The sequence below is a fragment of the Streptomyces sp. NPDC024017 genome, assembly GCF_040638895.1.
Classification (GTDB): Bacteria; Actinomycetota; Actinomycetes; order Streptomycetales; family Streptomycetaceae; genus Streptomyces.
Genome location: NZ_JBEZYZ010000005.1, coordinates 399,821 through 420,025, shown reverse-complemented (window position 1 = coordinate 420,025; position 20,205 = coordinate 399,821). Strand labels below are relative to the sequence as shown.

General features: G+C 71.2%; 15 protein-coding genes. 7 read left to right on the top strand and 8 right to left on the bottom strand.

The features are described from left to right. Positions 1-5: 5 nt before the first annotated feature. Positions 6-1,217: an NlpC/P60 family protein gene (locus tag AB0G20_RS16165; RefSeq protein ID WP_361301974.1), complete on the top strand. Its 1,212-nt coding sequence runs from the start codon at positions 6-8 to the stop codon at positions 1,215-1,217. On the opposite strand, the gene AB0G20_RS16160 is transcribed toward AB0G20_RS16165, so the two are convergent. Genes AB0G20_RS16160 through AB0G20_RS16140 form a run of 5 tightly spaced genes read right to left on the bottom strand, consistent with a single transcriptional unit; the run spans position 1,181 to position 7,298 of the window. Further along, on the bottom strand, positions 1,181-2,443 hold the full coding sequence (locus AB0G20_RS16160) for a styrene monooxygenase/indole monooxygenase family protein (protein WP_361301972.1): 1,263 nt from the start codon (positions 2,441-2,443) through the stop codon (positions 1,181-1,183). The two genes, AB0G20_RS16165 and AB0G20_RS16160, sit on opposite strands and share 37 nt — an antisense overlap. Positions 2,444-2,457: 14 nt before the next feature. After that, entirely contained in the window at positions 2,458-3,105 is a 648-nt protein-coding gene (locus AB0G20_RS16155; protein ID WP_361301969.1) for an ATP/GTP-binding protein, read from the bottom strand. Continuing rightward, positions 3,086-3,505, bottom strand: coding sequence for a DUF742 domain-containing protein (locus tag AB0G20_RS16150; RefSeq protein ID WP_361301966.1), 420 nt, complete (start codon positions 3,503-3,505; stop codon positions 3,086-3,088). Before AB0G20_RS16150 ends, AB0G20_RS16155 begins: the two co-directional genes overlap by 20 nt. After that, positions 3,502-4,026 (bottom strand): roadblock/LC7 domain-containing protein, encoded by a 525-nt coding sequence (locus AB0G20_RS16145; protein ID WP_361301963.1) that lies wholly within the window; start codon positions 4,024-4,026, stop codon positions 3,502-3,504. The genes AB0G20_RS16150 and AB0G20_RS16145 overlap by 4 nt, the downstream gene beginning before the upstream one ends. Next, positions 4,023-7,298 (bottom strand): nitrate- and nitrite sensing domain-containing protein, encoded by a 3,276-nt coding sequence (locus tag AB0G20_RS16140; RefSeq protein WP_361301960.1) that lies wholly within the window; start codon positions 7,296-7,298, stop codon positions 4,023-4,025. Before AB0G20_RS16140 ends, AB0G20_RS16145 begins: the two co-directional genes overlap by 4 nt. A 368-nt stretch (positions 7,299-7,666) precedes the next feature. On the opposite strand from AB0G20_RS16140, the gene AB0G20_RS16135 reads away from it, so the two are divergent. Beyond that, positions 7,667-8,452, top strand: a complete 786-nt coding sequence (locus AB0G20_RS16135; protein WP_361301957.1) for a protein phosphatase 2C domain-containing protein — start codon at positions 7,667-7,669, stop codon at positions 8,450-8,452. 14 nt (positions 8,453-8,466) lie between these two features. On the opposite strand, the gene AB0G20_RS16130 is transcribed toward AB0G20_RS16135, so the two are convergent. After that, positions 8,467-8,958 (bottom strand): MarR family transcriptional regulator, encoded by a 492-nt coding sequence (locus tag AB0G20_RS16130; protein WP_361301954.1) that lies wholly within the window; start codon positions 8,956-8,958, stop codon positions 8,467-8,469. A gap of 190 nt (positions 8,959-9,148) precedes the next feature. Beyond that, complete coding sequence (gene lon, locus AB0G20_RS16125) at positions 9,149-11,563, bottom strand: endopeptidase La (protein ID WP_361301951.1); 2,415 nt, start codon at positions 11,561-11,563, stop codon at positions 9,149-9,151. A gap of 176 nt (positions 11,564-11,739) precedes the next feature. On the opposite strand from lon, the gene AB0G20_RS16120 reads away from it, so the two are divergent. Beyond that, positions 11,740-12,399, top strand: coding sequence for a GNAT family N-acetyltransferase (locus AB0G20_RS16120; protein ID WP_361301948.1), 660 nt, complete (start codon positions 11,740-11,742; stop codon positions 12,397-12,399). A 12-nt stretch (positions 12,400-12,411) separates the two neighbouring features. Here AB0G20_RS16120 and AB0G20_RS16115 read toward each other — a convergent pair whose 3' ends face one another. Continuing rightward, on the bottom strand, positions 12,412-13,212 hold the full coding sequence (locus AB0G20_RS16115; RefSeq protein ID WP_361301945.1) for a rhomboid-like protein: 801 nt from the start codon (positions 13,210-13,212) through the stop codon (positions 12,412-12,414). 169 nt (positions 13,213-13,381) lie between these two features. Here AB0G20_RS16115 and AB0G20_RS16110 point away from each other — a divergent pair, with 169 nt between their 5' ends. The 4 genes from AB0G20_RS16110 to AB0G20_RS16095 all read left to right on the top strand — a co-directional run bounded on the left by AB0G20_RS16110 (position 13,382) and on the right by AB0G20_RS16095 (position 20,130). Further along, a complete protein-coding gene (locus AB0G20_RS16110) occupies positions 13,382-14,059 on the top strand; it encodes a spermidine synthase (protein ID WP_361301938.1) in 678 nt (225 codons plus the stop codon). 124 nt (positions 14,060-14,183) lie between these two features. Continuing rightward, positions 14,184-14,924 (top strand): response regulator transcription factor, encoded by a 741-nt coding sequence (locus tag AB0G20_RS16105; protein WP_030851757.1) that lies wholly within the window; start codon positions 14,184-14,186, stop codon positions 14,922-14,924. Then, positions 14,921-16,033 carry a HAMP domain-containing sensor histidine kinase gene (locus AB0G20_RS16100; protein WP_361301934.1) on the top strand — a complete coding sequence of 371 codons (1,113 nt, stop codon included), beginning with the start codon at positions 14,921-14,923 and terminating at the stop codon, positions 16,031-16,033. Before AB0G20_RS16105 ends, AB0G20_RS16100 begins: the two co-directional genes overlap by 4 nt. A gap of 281 nt (positions 16,034-16,314) precedes the next feature. Continuing rightward, positions 16,315-20,130 carry a multifunctional oxoglutarate decarboxylase/oxoglutarate dehydrogenase thiamine pyrophosphate-binding subunit/dihydrolipoyllysine-residue succinyltransferase subunit gene (locus AB0G20_RS16095; protein ID WP_361301931.1) on the top strand — a complete coding sequence of 1,272 codons (3,816 nt, stop codon included), beginning with the start codon at positions 16,315-16,317 and terminating at the stop codon, positions 20,128-20,130. The last annotated feature ends 75 nt before the right edge of the window (positions 20,131-20,205 follow it).

Here is a 20,205-nt window from a genome sequence, read left to right as displayed (position 1 = left end):
ATGGCATGTCAGGAAAGCTTCTGCGTCTGGTCTGCATCGCGGCGACGGCGGCCGGAACCGTCCTGGCGCCCGTCCCGGCCACGGCCGTTCCCGAACCGGACACGGAACAGCGGCACGTCGCAGAGCTCCTGACAGATCTTCAGAAGCTGTACAGGAAGGCCGAGGAGGCCACCGAGGCCTACAACTCCACCGAGGAGAAGCTGAAGAAGCAGCGCGCCGAGACCGACCGCCTGGAGCGCGCCCTCGCCCGCGCCCGGCTCTCCCTGCACGACAGCCGGGGCGCGGCCGGCCGGCTGGCCCGGCAGCAGTACCAGAGCAGCACCGACATCTCCCCGTACGTCCGCCTGCTCCTGGCCCGCGACCCGCAGCACGCGATCGACCAGGGCCATGTGATCGGACGGCTCGCACGGGAGCGGGCCGACACCATCGGCCGGCTGGCCGGCAACGAGCGCAAGGCCCAGGAGCTGGCCCGCAAGGCCCGCACGGCCCTCGACCGGCAGCTCGCCCTCACCGAGCGGCGCAAGAAGGAACGGGACGAGGTCCGCGCCCGCCTCCACGACGTCGAGGAACTGCTCGCCTCCCTCAGCCGCGACCAGCTCACGTACCTCGCCGAGTTCGAGCAGGACGGCATCGCGAAGGCCCAGAAGAAGTTCATGGCGTCCGGCGCGCTCGGCAACGACCGCAGCAGCGACGGCAGCAGCGACAAAGGCGGGGGAAGCAGCGGGAGCAGCAACAGTGTCCGCACCCCGTCGGCCGAGGGCGGCCGGGCCGTGCGCTACGCCGTGCGGCAGCTCGGCAAGCCGTACGAGTGGGGCGCGGAGGGCCCGAAGACGTACGACTGCTCGGGGCTGACCTCGCAGGCGTGGGCCGAGGCGGGGACGCCCATCCCCCGGACCAGTCAGGAGCAGTGGAAGCAACTGGAGCGGATCCCCTTGGACGAGCTGCGCCCGGGCGACCTGGTCGTGTACTTCCCGAAGGCCACGCACGTGGCGCTGTACCTCGGGGACGGCATGGTCGTCCAGGCACCCCGGCCGGGCGCGAAGGTGAAGGTGTCACCGATCGCGGCCAACCCCGTCCTGGGTGCCGTGCGACCGGACCCGGGCGGGGAGCCCCTGCGGCGCTACGAGCCGCCGGAGCTCCCCGAGGGTGCCACGGACGGGCCGGACGAGGGCTACGAGGGTTACGCGGCGCCCGCGCCGGACACGTCGGCCAGGTAGGCCTGGGTCTTGTCCGGGTCGTAGAAGAAGTTCTCGAAGTCGGCCGGGTTGTCGAAGCCGTTGGCGAAGCGGTCGGCGACCGGCTGGAGCTCACCGGCGGCGCCGATGAGGTTCAGGATGTGCTCCGGCGGCGGCGCGAGCATCGCGTTCGTCCACTTGGTGACGTGCTGGGCGGTGTCCCAGTAGCGGTCGAAGGTGGCCCGCATCCACTCCTCGTCGAACGGCTTGTCGCCGTGCTCGACGATCGCGGAGAGGTAGGCGGCGGCGCACTTGGACGCCGAGTTGGAGCCCTGTCCGGTGATCGGGTCGTTGGCCACGACGACGTCCGCCACGCCCAGCACGAGTCCGCCGCCGGGGAGGCGGCCGATCGGGTTGCGGACGGTGGGGGCGTAGCGTCCGGCCAGCGTGCCGCCGGCGTCGGTCAGTTCGACCTTGGTGGCCCGCGCGTACTCCCAGGGGACGTACCGCTCCATGAGTTCCAGGGTCAGGGAGAGGTGCTCCGCGGGGTCCTTGACGCCGTTGAAGGCGTCGAGCGGGCCGCCGGGTATGCCCTCCCAGAACAGGATGTCGGCGCGGCCGGAGGTGGTCAGGGTGGGCATGACGAACAGCTCGCCGACGCCCGGCACGAGGTTGCAGCGGACCGCTTCGGTGCCCGGGTGCTCGGGGCGCGGGCCCAGCCCGTGCACGTACGCCACGGCCAGCGCACGCTGCGGCTCGCTGTACGGGGAGCGCTCCGCGTCGCGGCCGAACATCTGGACCAGCTCGCCCTTGCCGGCCGCGATGAGCACCAGGTCGTAGGTGCGGGAGAAGTAGTCGAGGTCGCCGACGGCCGCGCCGTGGATGACGAGCTGGCCGCCGCGCTGGGCGAACGTCTCCATCCAGCCGGCCATCTTCACGCGCTGGTCGACGGACTGCGCGTAGCCGTCGAGGCGGCCCAGCCAGTCGATGGCGCGGGCGGAGGGGCCTTCGGCCCAGGAGCCGGGGGCGGCGACCGAGACGCCGAGTCCTTCGATCTTCGGGGCCTGGGACTCCCAGAAGTTCAGCTGGAGATCGCGCTCGTGCTGCAGGGCCGTGTGGAACATGCACTGCGTCGACATGACCCGGCCGGTGCGGATCTCGTCCGCCGTCCGGTTGGACATCAGGGTGACCTCGTACCCCTGCGACTGGAGGCCGAGAGCTATCTGGAGTCCGGACTGACCGGCTCCGACGACGAGTATCTTCCGCATGCGGGGTTGTCCTCTTACTCGGGGGTTTCGTCGAGCGCGTGGCCCACGAGGGCCAGGAGGGTCTCGATCACGGAGATCCGGCGACGCGCGTCCATGATCATGACAGGTATGTGTCGCGGGATGGTCAAGGCCTCCCGCACGTCCTCCGGCTCGAACAGCTCGCTGCCGTCGAAGTGGTTGACCGCGACCACGTAGGGCAGTCCGGAGCTCTCGAAGTAGTCCAGGACCGGGAAGCAGTCCTTCAGACGGCGGGTGTCGGCCAGGACGACGGCGCCGATGGCGCCGCGCACGATGTCGTCCCACATGAACCAGAACCGCTGCTGGCCCGGCGTGCCGAACAGGTAGAGCACCAGGTCGTCGTCGAGCGTGATGCGCCCGAAGTCCATGGCCACGGTGGTGGTGGACTTGCCCGGCGTGGCGGTGAGGTCGTCGGTCGCCTCGCTCGCCTCGGTCATCAGCGCCTCGGTCTGCAGGGGCGTGATCTCCGAGACGGCGGTGACGAGCGTGGTCTTGCCCACGCCGAAGCCGCCCGCCACCACGATCTTCGTGGCGATCGGGGCACGGGTGCGGTCCGTCTCCCAGGCGTGCATGCTCTCGCCGGGCTGGACGAACGGGGATGAACCAGAGACGCCGTGAGCGACGTCAGAGACGACGGAGTCCACTCAGCACCCTTTCCAGCAGAGCCCGGTCCGGGCGGCCCGTGCCATGGCCGGTGCCCGTTCCGTACACACGGATCTTTCCCTGGTCCGCGAGGTCGCTGAGGAGCACGCGGACCACGCCGAGCGGCATCTTCAGCAGCGCGGCGATCTCGGCCACCGTACGCATCCGGCGGCACAGTTCGACGATGGCCCGCAGCTCCGGCATCACGCGAGTGGAGAGGTGGCCGTTCGTCAGTTCCTTGCGCTCCTCCGGGGCGTCGAGCGCGGCCGTGCTCGCCACGAACGTCTCCACGAGGAGGACGTGGCCGAAGCGGGTGCGGCCGCCGGTGAGCGAGTAGGGGCGGACCCGGGCGGGTTTGCGGTCGCCGCCGCGGACCGGGAGGTGATGTTTCGGCGTACTCATCGGGCACTCCCCGTCGTCTGGGAATCCTCCAGGGATTTACGGAGCTCGCTGCGGAGTTCGGGCGTCAGGACGTGACCGGCGCGGCCGACGAACAGGGCCATGTGGTACGCCACCACGCTCATGTCGCAGTCCGCGGAGCCGTGGACGCCGAGCAGCGAGCCGTCGCTGATCGACATCACGAACAGGCTGCCCTCGTCCATCGCGATCATCGTGTGCCGCACCCCGCCGAAGTCCATCAGCCGGGCGGCGCCGATGGTGAGGCTGCCGATGCCGGAGACGATGGTGGCCAGGTCGGCGGCGGAGCCGCGCGGGCCGGTGCGGCGGGCCCCGCGGGCCTGCAGGGCCTGCCTCGCCTCCTTGTTGCGGTGGTCGTCGGAGGAGAGCAGCAGCAGCCCGTCGGACGAGACGACCGCGACCGAGAGGATGCCGGGTACCTCCTCGACGAGGTTGGTCAGCAACCAGTGCAGGTTGCGGGCCTCACTGCTCAGTCCGATCAGTCCGAAGGTACTGGGAGCGGTCAACTGCTTGCCTCCTCGACTGTGCCCCCCGTGGCTTCTTCGGGTTCAGCTGGTCCTGCTGCGCCGGTGACCGGCCGCTGGTGCGAGGCCGTCCTCTCGGCGATCTCCGCCTCCACGTCGCGCTGGCCGGCCTGGGCGCCCTGGCGGAAGCCGCCGAGACGGCGGCGCAGGGCTTCGGCGTCGACGGAGCCGCTGCGCTGGCGCGGGGCGGTGGTCTGTGCGGTGATCTTCGGGGTGCGCTTGGGGAGGCCCTTGTCGGTGACGCGGTCCTCCTCCTCGTCGGGCGCGCGCTCGTGCTCCGGGTTCTCGTCCGCGTCCGCGTCCGCGTCGCCCGTGCGGGTCGCGTCCCCGGGTGCGGGTGCCCCCTGCGGGCCGGTCCCGCCCGCGTGCTCACGCCCGACCGGGTCCGACGCCCCCGGCTGCAACGGGATCAGCAGCTCCATCGTGGTTTCCGCGGGGGACTCCACGGGGGCGGTGTTCTCGACGGGGCCGGCGGGGGCCACAGGCTTGGCGTGCGTCCCCGGATCGGCGTACGCGACTGGCCCAGCGGGCGCGGCCGGGTCGGCGTGCGCGGCCGACTCAGCGGGGGCCACAGGCTCAGCGTGCGCGGTCGGGTCGGCGGGCGTTGCCGGGTCGGCGTGTACGGCCGACTCAGCATGCGTCGCCGGGCTGGCAGGTGCGGCTGGCCCAGCGGGCGCCGCAGATTCGGCGTGCGCGGCCGGATCGGCATGTACGGGCGGCTCAGCGTGCGTCGCCGGGCTGGCAGGTGCGGCTGGCCCAGCGGGCGCCACAGGCTCAGCGGGCGCGGTCGGCTCGGCAGGCGTCGACAGATCGGCGGGCGTGGTCGGCTCGCCGGCCGTTGTCGGCTCGGCGGGCCCGGCCGGCTCGGCGGGCCCGGCCGGCTCGGCGGGCGCGGTCGGCTCGGCGTGTGGCGCCAGGGTTGCCGCCTCGGCCGTCTCCGTCGTCTCGGCCGGTTCCGGCTCCCCGGCCGGTTCCGGGTGCTCGGCGGCTGCGGTGATCTCCGCCGCTCCGTCCTGCCGTACCGCCTTCTCCGCCAGGGCCACCAACGGATCGCCGCCGGCCGTGCGGCCGTGCAGGACGTTGGAGTTGGCCTCGGCGTCGGCGCCCGGGAAGGAGAAGGAGTGGGTCCCGCCGGCGAGGGGGCCGGAGGTCGGGACGGCCACGGGCGGGGCGGCGGCGAGGAGCGTGCGCGGCAGGACGACGACCGCCGCGACACCGCCCTGCTTCTGCTCGCGCAACTGGACGCGCACGCCGTGGCGGTGGGCGAGCCGGGCCACGACGTACAGGCCGAGGCCGAGACCGTCCTCGCCCTCCTGGTCGTAGGGCGCCTCGGGGTCGAAGTCGGTGAGGCGGGAGTTGAGGCGCTCCAGCCGGTCCTCGGTCATGCCGATGCCCTCGTCCTGGACGGAGAGCATGACCTCGCCGTTCTCCAGCAGCCAGCCGGAGATCTCGACGGGCAGGTCGGGCGGCGAGAACGAGGTGGCGTTCTCCATGAGCTCGGCCAGCAGGTGGGAGAGGTCGTCCGCGGCGAACCCGGCGATGTGCGCGTGCGGCGGCAGCGCGGCGATACGGACCCGCTCGTACCGCTCGATCTCGCTCACGGCGGCACGGACGACGTCCACCAGCGGCACCGGCCCGGCGGCGTGCTGGACGTGCTCGGTACCGGCGAGGACCAGCAGGTTCTCGCTGTGCCGGCGCATGACCGTCGCGAAGTGGTCGAGCTTGAACAGCGTGGCGAGCCGGTCCGGGTCCTGCTCGCGCTCCTCCAGGTTCTCGATGACGGCCAGTTGCCGCTCGACCAGCCCGAGGGTGCGCAGGGCGAGGTTGACGAACGTCCCGCCGATGGCCGTGCGCAGCCGCTCCAGCTGGGCGGCGGACTCGGCGAGTTCGCCGCGCAGTTCCTCGCGTGCGTCGGCCATCTTCTGGCGCTGGCCGACCAGGTGCTTGCGGTCGGACTCCAGCGTGGTGATCCGCTCGGTGAGGGCGGCGGCGTGTGCGTGCAGGGCGTTGACGGAGCGGACGACCTGGGCGAACTCGTCGTTGCGGCCCGTGAACTTCACCGGCTCCTCGGCCACCGGGTCATCGGCCTCGGCGAGCCGCTTCGACCCCAGGCGCAGGACCGCGAGCGGGCGGGTGAGGCTGCGGGCCATGCCCGTGGCGACACCGACGGCGAGCAGCATGAGGGCGCCGAGGACGGCGATGCGGATCTCCAGCGCGGTGACGTCGTCGTCGCGCAGTGCCTCGAGGTCCTTGGTGCGACGGTCGTAGAGGGCCGACTCCACGCCGCGCATCAGGTCGACGCGGGCGGACAGGGCCGCGTCCAGCTTCTTGGTGCCGGTGGCGAGGTCGCTGCGGGAGAGCGTCGGCTGGTCGGTCAGGGTGGCGAGGTACTTGTCGGCGGAGTTGACCTCGGTGCCGGTGACCGTGGAGTCGAAGGAGGCGCGGGCCGGTTTGGGCGCGGTGCCGCGGAAGTCGGCCAGGGCCGCGTCGGAGCGCAGCCGGGCCTGCTGGGCGGCGGCGCTCAGGGCGTCGCGCTGCCGGGTGTCCTCGTCCGAGGAGGTGGAGGTCTCGGTCGGCAGGCCGGTGACGGGGTCGACGACCGTCTCCGTGCTGCGCGGCACGCTCAGCGCGGCGAGCAGCAGCCCGCGGGCCGAGGCGGCCTGCTGGACGGCGGAGTCCAGCTCGGCCAGCGCGTACGAGCCGGAGCCGGCGCGCGGCGGCGTCTGCTGCGCCAGCTGCTCGGCGAGCCGGTGGAGTTCGGTGATGGCGGCGGAGTACGCCTGGTGCGCTTCGAGGGCACTGCTCTTGCCGGTGAGCGCCGCCCTGCGCACGGCCGCTATGGCGTCGAGGTCCGAGCGCAGCGAGGCGGGCGTGTCCGTGTCGGACCGCAGCTCCTCGACCTGCCGGTCCACCCGGGCGCTGTGCTGCTCGGAGGGGGCCTTGGACTTGGGGCGCCCGGCGGCGATGTAGGAGGTGACGTCGTCCCGCTCGTCGGCGAGGGAGTGCGCGAGGGCGAGGGCGCCCTGCGTCTGCTCCGCGAGCGTCACCAGTTCCTGGGAGTCGTGGAGTTCCCCGGAGGCGGCGAGGACGGACGGGGCGCCGGCGCCGGCGATGGCCGCGGCGACCACGGCCACGGCGACGATCAGCCGGTTGCGTACGTGCGTGGGGCGTCCCTTGCCGGTGGGGGGCGTCGGCTCAGCGCCCTGAACGGGGGCCGTCTGCTTGCCTGTGCGACGAGGCCGCGTCTTCTGCACCGGTGCTCGCATTCCTGACTCGTGAACCCTTGGGCCCGGGTGACGCTCCGTCAACTGGTGCGTACTCCCGGTACACTTCCCGACCCTCCCAGCGCCGGTGGGCAGCGCACGCGCATCACCTGACCCGCCACCCGAAGGAGTGAACCTCGGACGGGAGTTGAGGGGCAAGTTCCGCAGGCCGTCGCAGCAGCCGTGCGCGGCACGCCGGTTGGACGACGGCGACGGCCGGTGGCAGTATTCGCCACCACGCCTTCCCGGAACAAATCATTCCACCCCAAACCCGGCGTCTGACCTGCGTGACTGCGCCGGTCAGGCAACCATTGCCAGTGTTTTGCGGGCCTTGTGAAGGGCTCGTGCAGACTGGCTGGATGCGTACTGAACTCGCCTCGGAGCCGGGAGACGCCGACCGCCCCAACGAGGACTTCGCCAGTGTCGGACTACCGGCCTCGGGACAGGGCGGTTCGGTCGTCGTCCTGGACGGGGTCACACCGCCGAAGACCGGGACGGGCTGTCTGCATTCCGTTCCCTGGTTCACCGCACGCCTCGGTGGCGCACTGACCGAACTGACCGTTTCACTCCCGGATGTTCCTCTGGTCGACGCCTTGTCCCGTGCCATCGCGCGTACCTCCGAGGCACACGCCGCAACCTGTGACCTTTCTCACCCCAGGACGCCTCAGGCCACGGTGGTCGCGGTCCGCTGGAATCCGGACACGGTGGAGTATCTGGTCCTGTCGGACTCGGCCCTTCTCCTGGAGTCCCCGGACGGCGTGGTGGCCCCGGTCCTCGACGACCGGCTGGCCCTGCTCCCCCGCTCGGCGCTGGCGACGGACGCGCTGGTGGACTCCACGCTCCGCAACATGGAGGGCGGCTTCTTCACGGCGGCCGCGGATCCCTCGGTGGCGGCCCGGGCGGTGGCCGGAACCGTACCCCGCGGCCAGGTCCGTGCCCTGGCAGCGCTGACGGACGGCGCGACCCGCTGGGTGGAGCGGTTCGAGGAGGGTGGCTGGACCGACTGCTTCCACCTGATCCGCAAGGAGGGTCCGCAGGCGCTGGTGGACCGCGTCCGGGCGCTGGAGCGGTCGGACGACGCCGTGACGTTCCTGGGCCGGAGCAAGCGGCACGACGACGCGACGGCCGTGTACGTCGAGTTCTAGGCGACTGTCCGGACCTACTTCTCCATGCCCCGGTTGAGCTGGTTCAGCAGCCTGGCCAGTTCCGTGACCTCGCGGGAGTCCCAGTCGGCCAGGCGGCCGGCGTAGCGGGCGCGGCGGGCCTCCCGGACCCGGCGGACGCGGTCGTGGCCCTCCTGGGTGAGGGCGACGAGCCAGGCGCGTCCGTCGGCGGGGTCGGGCTCGCGCGCGACCAGCCCGAGTTCCTCCAGGGCGCGCAGTTGGCGGGACATCGTCGCCTTGCCGACCCCGATGTAGGCGGCGAGCTCGGTGGCCCGCTGCTTTCCGCACTCGTCCAGCCGGACGAGCAGGCCGTACGCGGACGACTCCAGGTCGGGATGGACCTCGCGGGCCATCTCGCCCTGGCTGGCCCGGGCGCGCCGCAGCAGCACGGTCAGTTCGCGCTCCAGCGCCAGGAAGGCAGGCTGATCCACACCGCTTCCGGCCACACCGGCGTCGCGGTGTCCGTCGTCGTTGCCGCCCTCGTGCACGTCAGCCCCTGCCTCGGTCGTCGCCCGGTCCTGAGAATTCCGGTACTGGGATTTTCCGCCACCTGCCACCATCACCGCAGTTCGGCAAGTATTCCGCAGGTCAGGGCGTCCGTGTCCACAGGGCCACCACACGGTGAAGGCCCGGGCCTCCCTCACGAGAACCCGGGCCTTCCCTATCCGGTCACGTCCGTCACGCCGCGACCGGAACCTCCGGTGTCACACCCGCGGTCGCGGGCGCGAGCGCCAGCTCCAGGACCTGGCGGACGTCGCTCACGGCGTGGACGTCGAGCTTGTCCAGCACCTCGGCCGGGACGTCGTCCAGGTCGGGCTCGTTGCGCTTGGGGATGATCACCGTGGTGACCCCCGCCCGGTGCGCCGCGAGCAGCTTCTGCTTCACACCGCCGATCGGCAGGACCCGACCGGTCAACGAGACCTCACCGGTCATCGCCACGTCGGTGCGGACCAGCCGGCCGGACAGCAGGGACGCGAGGGCCGTGGTCATGGTGATGCCGGCGCTCGGGCCGTCCTTGGGGACCGCCCCGGCCGGGAAGTGGATGTGCACACCCCGGTCCTTGAGGTCACCCACCGGCAGTTCCAGCTCGGCACCGCGCGAGCGCAGGAAGCTCAGCGCGATCTGCGCGGACTCCTTCATCACGTCACCCAGCTGACCGGTCAGGGTCAGCCCGGCCGCGCCCGTCTCCGGGTCGGCCAGCGACGCCTCGACGAACAGCACGTCACCACCCGCTCCGGTCACCGCGAGCCCGGTCGCCACGCCCGGCACGGACGTCCGCCGCTCGGCCGGGTCCTGGGCGGACTCGGGCACGTGGTGCGGCCGGCCGATCAGGTCGCGCAGGTCCTCGTCCCGGACGGTGAAGGGCAGCTTCCGCTCGCCCAGTTCGTGCTGGGCGGCGACCTTGCGCAGCAGCCGTGCGATCGACCGCTCCAGGGTGCGGACGCCCGCCTCGCGCGTGTACTCGCCGGCGAGCTTGCGCAGCGCGCCCTCGTCGATGGCCACCTCGTCCCTGTCGAGCCCGGCCCGCTCCAGCTGGCGCGGGAGCAGGTGGTCGCGGGCGATGACGACCTTCTCGTCCTCGGTGTAGCCGTCCAGGCGGACGATCTCCATCCGGTCGGCCAGCGCCTCCGGGATCGCCTCCAGGACGTTGGCGGTCGCGAGGAAGACGACGTCCGACAGGTCCAGCTCGACCTCCAGGTAGTGGTCCCGGAAGGTGTGGTTCTGCGCCGGGTCGAGGACTTCGAGCAGGGCCGCGGCCGGGTCGCCCCGGAAGTCCGAGCCGACCTTGTCGATCTCGTCGAGCAGCACGACCGGGTTCATCGACCCGGCCTCCTTGATGGCCCGCACGACCCGCCCTGGCAGCGCGCCGACGTACGTACGCCGGTGGCCGCGGATCTCGGCCTCGTCACGGACGCCGCCGAGGGCGACGCGGACGAACTTGCGGCCCATGGCGTGGGCGACGGACTCGCCCAGGCTGGTCTTGCCGACGCCGGGCGGACCGACGAGCGCGAGCACGGCGCCGCCGCGCCGCCCGCCGACCACGCCGAGACCCCGGTCGTCACGCCGCTTGCGCACCGCCAGGTACTCGGTGATCCGCTCCTTCACGTCGTCGAGACCGGAGTGCTCGGCGTCCAGGACGGCCTTGGCGCCCCGGATGTCGTAGGCGTCCTCGGTGCGCTCGTTCCACGGCATCTCCAGAACCGTGTCGAGCCAGGTGCGGATCCAGGAGCCCTCGGGCGACTGGTCGGAGGACCGCTCCAGCTTGTCGACCTCCTTGAGCGCGGCCTCGCGGACCTTCTCGGGCAGGTCGGCGGCCTCCACGCGGGTGCGGTAGTCGTCGGACTCCTCGCCGTCCTGCTCGCCGTTCAGCTCGCGCAGCTCCTTGCGGACCGCTTCCAGCTGACGCCGCAGCAGGAACTCGCGCTGCTGCTTGTCGACGCCCTCCTGGACGTCCTTGGCGATGGACTCGGCCACGTCCTGCTCGGCGAGGTGGTCGCGCAGTTGCTGGGTGGCGAGCTTCAGCCGGGCCACCGGGTCGGCGGTCTCCAGCAGCTCGACCTTCTGGTCGGTGGTGAGGAACGGCGAGTAGCCGGAGTTGTCGGCGAGCGCCGAGACGTCGTCGATGGCCTGGACCCGGTCGACGACCTGCCAGGCGCCGCGCTTGCGCAGCCAGGCGGTGGCGAGGGCCTTGTACTCCTTGACCAGTTCGGCGATCTGGCCGGGCAGCGGCTCCGGCACGGTCTCGTCGACGCGGGTGCCCTCGACCCAGAGTGCGGCACCGGGACCGGTCGTCCCCGCGCCGATGCGCACCCGGCTCCGGCCCCGGATCAGGGCGCCCGGGTCGCCGTCGGCGAGCCGGCCGACCTGCTCGACGGTGCCGAGGACACCGGTGTTCGCGTAGGTCCCGTCGATGCGTGGCACCAGGAGTACCCGGGGCTTTCCGGGCGTTGACCGGGCAGCGGCCTGGGCGGCCTCCACCGCGGCACGGACCTCGGAGTCGCTCAGGTCCAGCGGGACCACCATCCCGGGCAGCACGACCTCGCCGTCGAGCGGCAGCACGGGCAGGGTGAGCGGTGTGGACGTCGAAGCCATGATCTCCCCTTCGGCAGTCAAGTTGAGCTATGCCGACTCAATGCTTGAGCAACGCCGGATGTTCCCCGCCCGCTGTTCGCTGTCAGCGATCACCTGTGACGCGGAGAGCGGGGAGGTGCGTAAGGTCCCGGTGGGTAATAGATGATCTGGCATGGCAGGCATTACAGGGGGATGGCGTGGATGGAACCGTGCAGGCATGGGTGAACGGTTGGGTCGTGTCGCGCGGGGCCGCTCCGCCCATGACCGAGCCGTGGGGCTGGACGATCGACGTGGGGATGTACGGGCACGTCACGCGGCACGTGTTCGGTGCGACGGGCGACGACCTCGACGAGACGAGCGTCCGCAAGGTGGCCGGCGCGGTGACCGGGCACGGCGTATGGCTGAAGGCGTTCCGGGACCCGTCGGTGGTCTCCGGCTGGCTGGACGACACCTGGTGGATCGACCCCGAGCCCGGCTGCCTGATGACGGTCCCGCTGGCGGCGGGCGGCGCTCCAGCCGTCCCCGAGGGCTACCGGTTGCGCAGGTGGTCGCGCGGCGGGGTGACCCGTCTGATGGTGGCCGCGCCGGACGGGTCCCTGGCGGCACGCGGCCAGATCGTCCCGACGGGCGAGACCGCCGTCGTCGACCAGATCGAGACGGCCCCCGAACACCGCCGCAAGGGCCTGGGAAGTCTCGTCATGCGGACCCTGCAAAGCGCCGCCGTCCGGCAGGGAGCGCGGACCGGCATCCTGGCCGGGACGCCTGCGGGGCGAGGGCTCTACGAGGCGTTGGGCTGGGAGGTGGTGGCGCCGCTGACCAGCGCCAAACACGACCCGCCGGCCTCCGCCCGGACCTGAGGTGACTCGCGCTCAGCCCCCGGCCGGGCCGCGGCGCGTCGCGTACCACCGCCGGACCACCGGCCAGGTCGCGATCCCGATGCCCAGGGCGATCACATGCCCCCAGTTCGTCATCGGGTCGGTGAAGGCGAGCAGGTCCTGGAGCAGCATCCAGCCGAAGCCGGTCAGCAGCGGCAGGCGCAGCCACAGCGGCAGCAGACCGGCCAGGGCACCGATGCCGGCGGCGACGCCGAAGCTGACGCCGTAGTCGAGGCGGTGCAGGGAGGTGGCGGGGAGGTGCCCGGCCAGGACGGCCAGGCCCACCGGGACCTCGGTCGCCAGGGTGGCCGGGACATGTCCCAGGAGGAAGACACCGGCCGTGCGCACGCCCCCGATCCGCCGCTCCAGAGCGGTCAGCACCAGCACGAAGGCGATGGCGAACGGCGAGGTCACCCCGCCCGCGACCCACAGCGCGCTGCCGATCAGCACCAGCTCGGGCGTGCGCACCAGGTGCGCCACATCCGTGCTGGAGCCCTGGAGCAGGGCGTGCACGAGGGCCGGGTCCGCGTACGCGGAGATCAGCGAGGTGAGGCAGAGGACGATCGCGTATCCGAAGGTGAACGGCGTTCCCGTGGGGCTGGGCAGCAGACGCCAGGGGCGGATCCTCCGCAGCGGGGGCCCCGCGGCCGGAACGGGCTCCCGTACTCCCGCGACCGCCGTCTCACGCGGGCCCCGCTGCCGCGGCACCCCGTCCAACAGCCCCGACAGGTCGGAGACGGGCGCGCCCGCCGGTGTCGGTGCGGCCGTCTCATGGGGCGGCGCGGTGCGTTCCAAAACGGGCGCTCCTTCCGTCATGCCCCAGCCTTCGCCCCGGGCACCCCGCTGTCTGTGACCGGCGCCACGCGGCAGCCGATTCACAGCAACCCGACAGCCTCGCCCCGCGTCCCGCAGGGCCCGGCGAAATGCCGCGCGCCACACCCCCCTCCCCTGCGAGGATGCCCCCATGCCTACCTCTTACGACATTCCCGATGTCCTGGACCGTCGCGAGGGCCCGCACGGCGAGGTGGTCCTGCGGCGGCACGGTGACCGGCTGGAGATCATCGCCAACGGCTGTTTCCTGATGGACACCTCCGACGGCCGCTCGGAGCGGCGGCTGGTCGACGCGGCACTGGACGCCCTGCCCGGCCGCGACCACCCCGACGTCCTGATCGGCGGACTGGGCGTCGGCTTCTCCCTCGCGCACGCCGCCGCGGACCCGCGCTGGGGACGGATCACGGTCGTGGAGCGCGAGCACGCGATCGTCGAATGGCATCTCGACGGCCCGCTCTCCGGGCTCTCCGCCCGAGCCCTGTCGGACCGTCGCACGAAAATCGTCGAAGCCGATCTCGTGGCACACGTCAATGAGACATCCGACACGTACGACGCCCTGTGCCTCGACATCGACAACGGCCCCGGCTGGACCGTCACGGAGGGCAACGGAAATCTCTACCGGGAAGCCGGACTGGCAAGCTGCGCAAGGGTGTTGAGGCCCGGCGGGGTTCTCGCTGTCTGGTCCGCCCAGCCGTCTCCGGAATTCGAAGAAACCTTGCGGAATGCCGGGTTCCAACAGGTGCGTACCGAAGAGATCCCGGTTGCCCGGGGCGTTCCGGACGTCGTACACCTCGGCATCAGCCCTGGATAGCAAAGGTGTGCTGACTCCCCGTACGCTGCTCCTCTGACGCCGATCATTCAAGCGTCAATCGCAACCATGCGCAGACCGAGGAATCACCCCACTGATTCCGGAAAGCACACCCCAGGGGCGGGCGATGGAGCAGACACAGACCTCCCACAACGGTTCGGCGACGGCTACTCCGGGCGCACAGCGCCGGGTCCTGGTGGTCGAGGACGACGCGACGATCGTGGACGCCATCGCGACCCGCCTGCGGGCCGAGGGGTTCCTCGTGCAAACGGCGGGTGACGGTCCGGCCGCGGTCGACACGGCCGAGGCGTGGCAGCCCGACCTGCTGATCCTCGACATCATGCTGCCCGGCTTCGACGGCCTGGAGGTCTGCCGGCGCGTGCAGGCCGCCCGCCCGGTGCCGGTGATGATGCTCACCGCGCGCGACGACGAGACCGACATGCTGGTCGGGCTCGGCGTCGGTGCCGACGACTACATGACCAAGCCCTTCTCGATGCGGGAGCTGGCGGCGCGCGTGCACGTCCTGCTGCGCCGGGTGGAGCGGGCCGCCATCGCGGCGGCCACCCCCCGCTCCGGCATCCTGCGCCTCGGTGAGCTGGAGATCGACCACGCGCAGCGCCGGGTCCGGGTGCGCAGCGAGGACGTTCACCTGACGCCCACCGAGTTCGACCTGCTGGTGTGCCTGGCGAACACCCCGCGTGCGGTGCTCTCCCGTGAGCAGCTGCTCGCCGAGGTCTGGGACTGGGCGGACGCCTCCGGCACCCGCACGGTCGACAGTCACATCAAAGCGCTGCGCCGGAAGATCGGCGCCGAGCGGATCCGCACGGTGCACGGCGTCGGTTACGCCCTGGAGACCCCGACGCCATGAGCGGTGGGCCGGCCGGACGGAGAACCCCCGGGGAGCCGGATCCCTGGGGCGGGGTGAGCCCGTTCTCGATCAAGACCAAGCTGGGCGCGCTCGTCGTCATCTCGGTGCTGATCACCACGGGCCTGTCGGTGATCGCGGTGCACACCAAGACGGAGCTGCGCTTCATCACGGTCTTCTCGATGATCGCCACACTTCTCATCACGCAGTTCGTGGCCCATTCACTCACCGCACCGCTGGACGAGATGACCGCGGTGGCCCGTTCCATCTCGCAGGGCGACTACACCCGCAGGACGCGGGAGAACCGCCGTGACGAGCTGGGCGACCTGGCCGTGACGATCAACGCCATGGCCGACGAGCTGGAGGCCCAGGACCGCCAGCGCAAGGAACTCGTGGCGAATGTCTCCCACGAGCTGCGCACGCCCATCGCGGGTCTGCGCGCGGTGCTGGAGAACATCGTCGACGGCGTCACGCAGGCCGACCCGGAGACGATGCGCACGGCGCTGAAGCAGACCGAGCGGCTCGGGCGGCTGGTGGAGACGCTGCTGGACCTGTCCCGGCTGGACAACGGCGTCGTACCGCTGAAACAGCGGCGGTTCGAGGTGTGGCCGTATCTGTCCGGCGTGCTGAAGGAGGCCAACATGGTCGCCTCCGTGCGCGCGGGCATCGCCACCGGCTCGGGCAGCCACACCCGTACGGACGTCCATCTGCACCTCGACGTCCACCCACCGGAGTTGACCGCGCACGCGGACCCGGAGCGCATCCACCAGGTCGTCGCCAACCTCATCGACAACGCGGTCAAGCACAGCCCGCCGCACGGCCGGGTGACGGTCAAGGCGCGGCGCGGCCCCCTGCCGGAGTCGCTGGAGCTGGAGGTCCTGGACGAGGGCCCCGGCATTCCGAAGTCCGAGTGGCACCGCGTCTTCGAGCGGTTCAACCGCGGCAGTGCCAAGCGGCCGCAGGGGCCGGGCAGCGACGGCGGCACGGGTCTCGGCCTGGCGATCGCCCGCTGGGCGGTGGACCTGCACGGGGGCCGGATCGGAGTGGCCGAATCCGAGCGAGGTTGCCGGATTCTTGTCACTCTTCCGGGACTGTCATCTGTGCCAAGTTGACGTAAAGTTCGAAGCGGAGCCACAAGATCCACGGACGTCCGCGCTGACGGACACGTGTGATCAGGCACAGGCCCGCGCCGTCGGCGCCCGGGGCCCTGCCCCGCCCATCCCTCGTTAAGCGGAACCACGCTTGTTTCCCGCCATTTCAAGCCCCGAAACACGGTTCCAGATGTGACTTGCACGACGTTGCACGGGCCCGACCTGACCTTCCCCGTCCAGGGGGCGTAGCCTTGATTCCCGCTGTCCATCATCTTGTGAAGCGGAAGAGGGCGGTTGCCGCCGTGTCGCCACAGTCCCCCAGTAACTCGAGCATCTCGACCGACACCGACCAAGCGGGGAAGAACCCTGCCGCGTCGTTCGGTGCCAATGAGTGGCTCGTCGACGAGATCTATCAGCAGTACCTCCAGGACCCGAATTCGGTAGACCGAGCCTGGTGGGACTTCTTCGCCGACTACAAGCCAGGGGCGGCCGCCGCCTCGGCTCCGGCGGGTACCGCGGCCGCGGGGGCCGCGGAGACCACCACCGCTCCGGCGGCCGCTCCGGCCGCCCCCGCCCAGGCCCCCGCCCCGGCGGCCGAGAAGTCCGCCGCCGCGCCGGCCCCCGCCTCGGCTCCGGCCCCGGCGAAGCCCGTCGCACAGGCGCCGGCTCAGGCCCCCGCTCCGGCGCAGGCCGCCCCGGCAGCGAAGCCGGCCGCCGCGAAGAAGGCCGAACCCGCCGGTGAGGCCCCCTCGGGCCCCGAGCAGGTCGTGCTGCGCGGTCCCGCCGCCGCGGTCGCGAAGAACATGAACGCCTCCCTGGAGGTGCCCACGGCCACGTCCGTGCGCGCGGTCCCGGTGAAGCTGCTCTTCGACAACCGCATCGTCATCAACAACCACCTGAAGCGCGCCCGGGGCGGGAAGATCTCCTTCACGCACCTGATCGGCTACGCGATGGTGCAGGCCATCAAGGCCATGCCGTCGATGAACTACTCCTTCGCGGAGAAGGACGGCAAGCCGACCCTGGTCAAGCCGGAGCACGTCAACTTCGGCCTCGCCATCGACCTGGTCAAGCCCAACGGCGACCGCCAGCTCGTGGTCGCGGGCATCAAGAAGGCCGAGACGCTGAACTTCTTCGAGTTCTGGCAGGCCTACGAGGACATCGTCCGCCGCGCCCGCGACGGCAAGCTGGGCATGGACGACTTCACCGGCGTGACGGTCTCCCTGACCAACCCCGGCGGCCTCGGCACCGTGCACTCCGTGCCGCGTCTGATGCCCGGCCAGTCGGTGATCATGGGCGTCGGCTCCATGGACTACCCGGCGGAGTTCCAGGGCACCTCCCAGGACACCCTGAACAAGCTCGGCATCTCGAAGGTCATGACGCTCACGTCGACCTACGACCACCGGGTGATCCAGGGCGCCGCCTCCGGCGAGTTCCTGCGGATCGTCGCCAACCTCCTCCTCGGTGAGAACGGCTTCTACGACGACATCTTCGAGGCGCTGCGCATCCCCTACGAGCCGGTCCGCTGGCTCAAGGACATCGACGCTTCGCACGACGACGACGTCACGAAGGCCGCCCGCGTCTTCGAGCTGATCCACTCCTACCGGGTCCGCGGTCACGTCATGGCCGACACCGACCCGCTGGAGTACCAGCAGCGCAAGCACCCCGACCTGGACATCACCGAGCACGGCCTCACGCTCTGGGACCTGGAGCGCGAGTTCGCCGTCGGCGGTTTCGCCGGCAAGTCGATGATGAAGCTGCGCGACATCCTCGGCGTCCTGCGCGACTCGTACTGCCGCACCACCGGCATCGAGTTCATGCACATCCAGGACCCGAAGCAGCGCAAGTGGATCCAGGACCGCGTGGAGCGCCCGCACACCAAGCCGGAGCGCGAGGAGCAGCTGCGCATCCTGCGCCGGCTGAACGCGGCGGAGGCCTTCGAGACCTTCCTGCAGACGAAGTACGTCGGCCAGAAGCGCTTCTCGCTGGAGGGCGGCGAGTCCGTCATCCCGCTGCTCGACGCCGTGCTGGACTCGGCCGCCGAGTCCCGCCTGGACGAGGTCGTCGTCGGCATGGCCCACCGCGGCCGCCTGAACGTCCTCGCCAACATCGTCGGCAAGTCGTACGCGCAGATCTTCCGCGAGTTCGAGGGCAACCTCGACCCGAAGTCGATGCACGGCTCCGGCGACGTGAAGTACCACCTGGGCGCCGAGGGCACCTTCACCGGTCTCGACGGCGAGCAGATCAAGGTCTCCCTGGTCGCGAACCCGTCGCACCTGGAGGCGGTGGACCCGGTCCTGGAGGGCGTCTCGCGCGCCAAGCAGGACATCATCAACAAGGGCGGCACGGACTTCACGGTCCTGCCGGTGGCGATCCACGGCGACGCGGCCTTCGCGGGCCAGGGCGTGGTGGCCGAGACCCTGAACATGTCGCAGCTGCGCGGCTACCGCACCGGCGGCACGGTCCACATCGTCATCAACAACCAGGTCGGCTTCACGGCGGCCCCCGAGTCCTCGCGTTCCTCCATGTACGCGACGGACGTGGCCCGCATGATCGAGGCCCCGATCTTCCACGTCAACGGCGACGACCCCGAGGCGGTCGTCCGCGTTGCCCGCCTGGCCTTCGAGTTCCGCCAGGCGTTCAACAAGGACGTGGTGATCGACCTCATCTGCTACCGCCGCCGCGGTCACAACGAGTCGGACAACCCGGCCTTCACCCAGCCGCTGATGTACGACCTGATCGACAAGAAGCGCTCGGTGCGCAAGCTGTACACCGAGTCCCTCATCGGTCGTGGCGACATCACGCTGGAAGAGGCCGAGCAGGCGCTGCAGGACTACCAGGGCCAGCTGGAGAAGGTCTTCACGGAGGTCCGTGAGGCCACGTCCCAGCCGTCGACGGTCGAGTCCTCGGACCCGCAGGCCGAGTTCCCGGTCGCCGTCAACACCGCGGTGACCACGGAGGTCGTCAAGCGGATCGCCGAGTCCCAGGTCAACATCCCCGACCACATCACCGTCCACCCGCGTCTGCTGCCGCAGCTGCAGCGCCGGGCGTCGATGGTCGAGGACGGCACGATCGACTGGGGCATGGGCGAGACCCTCGCGGTCGGCTCCCTCCTGCTGGAGGGCGTCCCGGTCCGCCTGGCGGGCCAGGACTCGCAGCGCGGTACGTTCGGCCAGCGCCACGCGGTCATCATCGACCGCAGCACCGGCGAGGAGTACACGCCGCTTCAGTACCTCTCCGAGGACCAGGCGCGGCTCAACGTCTACAACTCCCTCCTCTCCGAGTACGCCGCGATGGGCTTCGAGTACGGCTACTCGCTGGCCCGCCCCGAGGCGCTCGTGATGTGGGAGGCGCAGTTCGGCGACTTCGTCAACGGCGCGCAGACGGTCGTGGACGAGTTCATCTCGTCGGCCGAGCAGAAGTGGGCCCAGACGTCCGGCGTCGTCCTGCTCCTGCCGCACGGCTACGAGGGCCAGGGCCCGGACCACTCCTCGGCCCGCCCGGAGCGCTTCCTGCAGATGTGCGCCCAGAACAACATGACGGTCGCCATGCCGACGTCTCCGTCGAACTACTTCCACCTCCTGCGGTGGCAGGTGCACAACCCGCACCACAAGCCGCTGGTGGTCTTCACGCCGAAGTCGATGCTGCGCCTGAAGGCGGCGGCGGCCAAGGCGGAGGAGTTCACGACGGGCCAGTTCCAGCCGGTCATCGGCGACACGTCGGTGGACGCGGCCGCGGTCAAGAAGGTCGTCTTCTGCGCCGGCAAGGTCTACTACGACCTCGAGGCCGAGCGTCAGAAGCGCGGCGTCACGGACACGGCGATCATCCGCATCGAGCGCCTGTACCCGCTGCCGGGTACCGAGCTCCAGGCGGAGATCAAGAAGTACCCGAACGCCGAGAAGTACCTGTGGGCCCAGGAGGAGCCGGCGAACCAGGGTGCCTGGCCGTTCATCGCGCTCAACCTGATCGACCACCTGGACCTGGCGGTCGGCGCGGACGTCCCGCACGGCGAGCGGCTGCGGCGCATCTCCCGCCCGCACGGCTCGTCCCCGGCGGTGGGCTCCGCGAAGCGGCACCAGGCCGAGCAGGAGCAGCTGGTGCGTGAGGTGTTCGAGGCGTGAGCCTCTGATCCTTCTCGCCGTGAAGGCCCGGTCCCCCCGCGGGGCCGGGCCTTCACGCGTCCCACCGCCGGGGCC

What these genes read in the sequence shown, in the direction of transcription:
- AB0G20_RS16165 (WP_361301974.1), top strand. Translation starts at nt 6, where the DNA reads ATGTCAGGAAAGCTTCTGCGTCTGGTCTGCATCGCGGCGACGGCGGCC.
- AB0G20_RS16160 (WP_361301972.1), bottom strand. Translation starts at nt 2,443, where the DNA reads ATGCGGAAGATACTCGTCGTCGGAGCCGGTCAGTCCGGACTCCAGATA.
- AB0G20_RS16150 (WP_361301966.1), bottom strand. Translation starts at nt 3,505, where the DNA reads ATGAGTACGCCGAAACATCACCTCCCGGTCCGCGGCGGCGACCGCAAA.
- AB0G20_RS16135 (WP_361301957.1), top strand. Translation starts at nt 7,667, where the DNA reads ATGCGTACTGAACTCGCCTCGGAGCCGGGAGACGCCGACCGCCCCAAC.
- lon (WP_361301951.1), bottom strand. Translation starts at nt 11,563, where the DNA reads ATGGCTTCGACGTCCACACCGCTCACCCTGCCCGTGCTGCCGCTCGAC.
- AB0G20_RS16110 (WP_361301938.1), top strand. Translation starts at nt 13,382, where the DNA reads ATGCCTACCTCTTACGACATTCCCGATGTCCTGGACCGTCGCGAGGGC.
- AB0G20_RS16105 (WP_030851757.1), top strand. Translation starts at nt 14,184, where the DNA reads ATGGAGCAGACACAGACCTCCCACAACGGTTCGGCGACGGCTACTCCG.
- AB0G20_RS16100 (WP_361301934.1), top strand. Translation starts at nt 14,921, where the DNA reads ATGAGCGGTGGGCCGGCCGGACGGAGAACCCCCGGGGAGCCGGATCCC.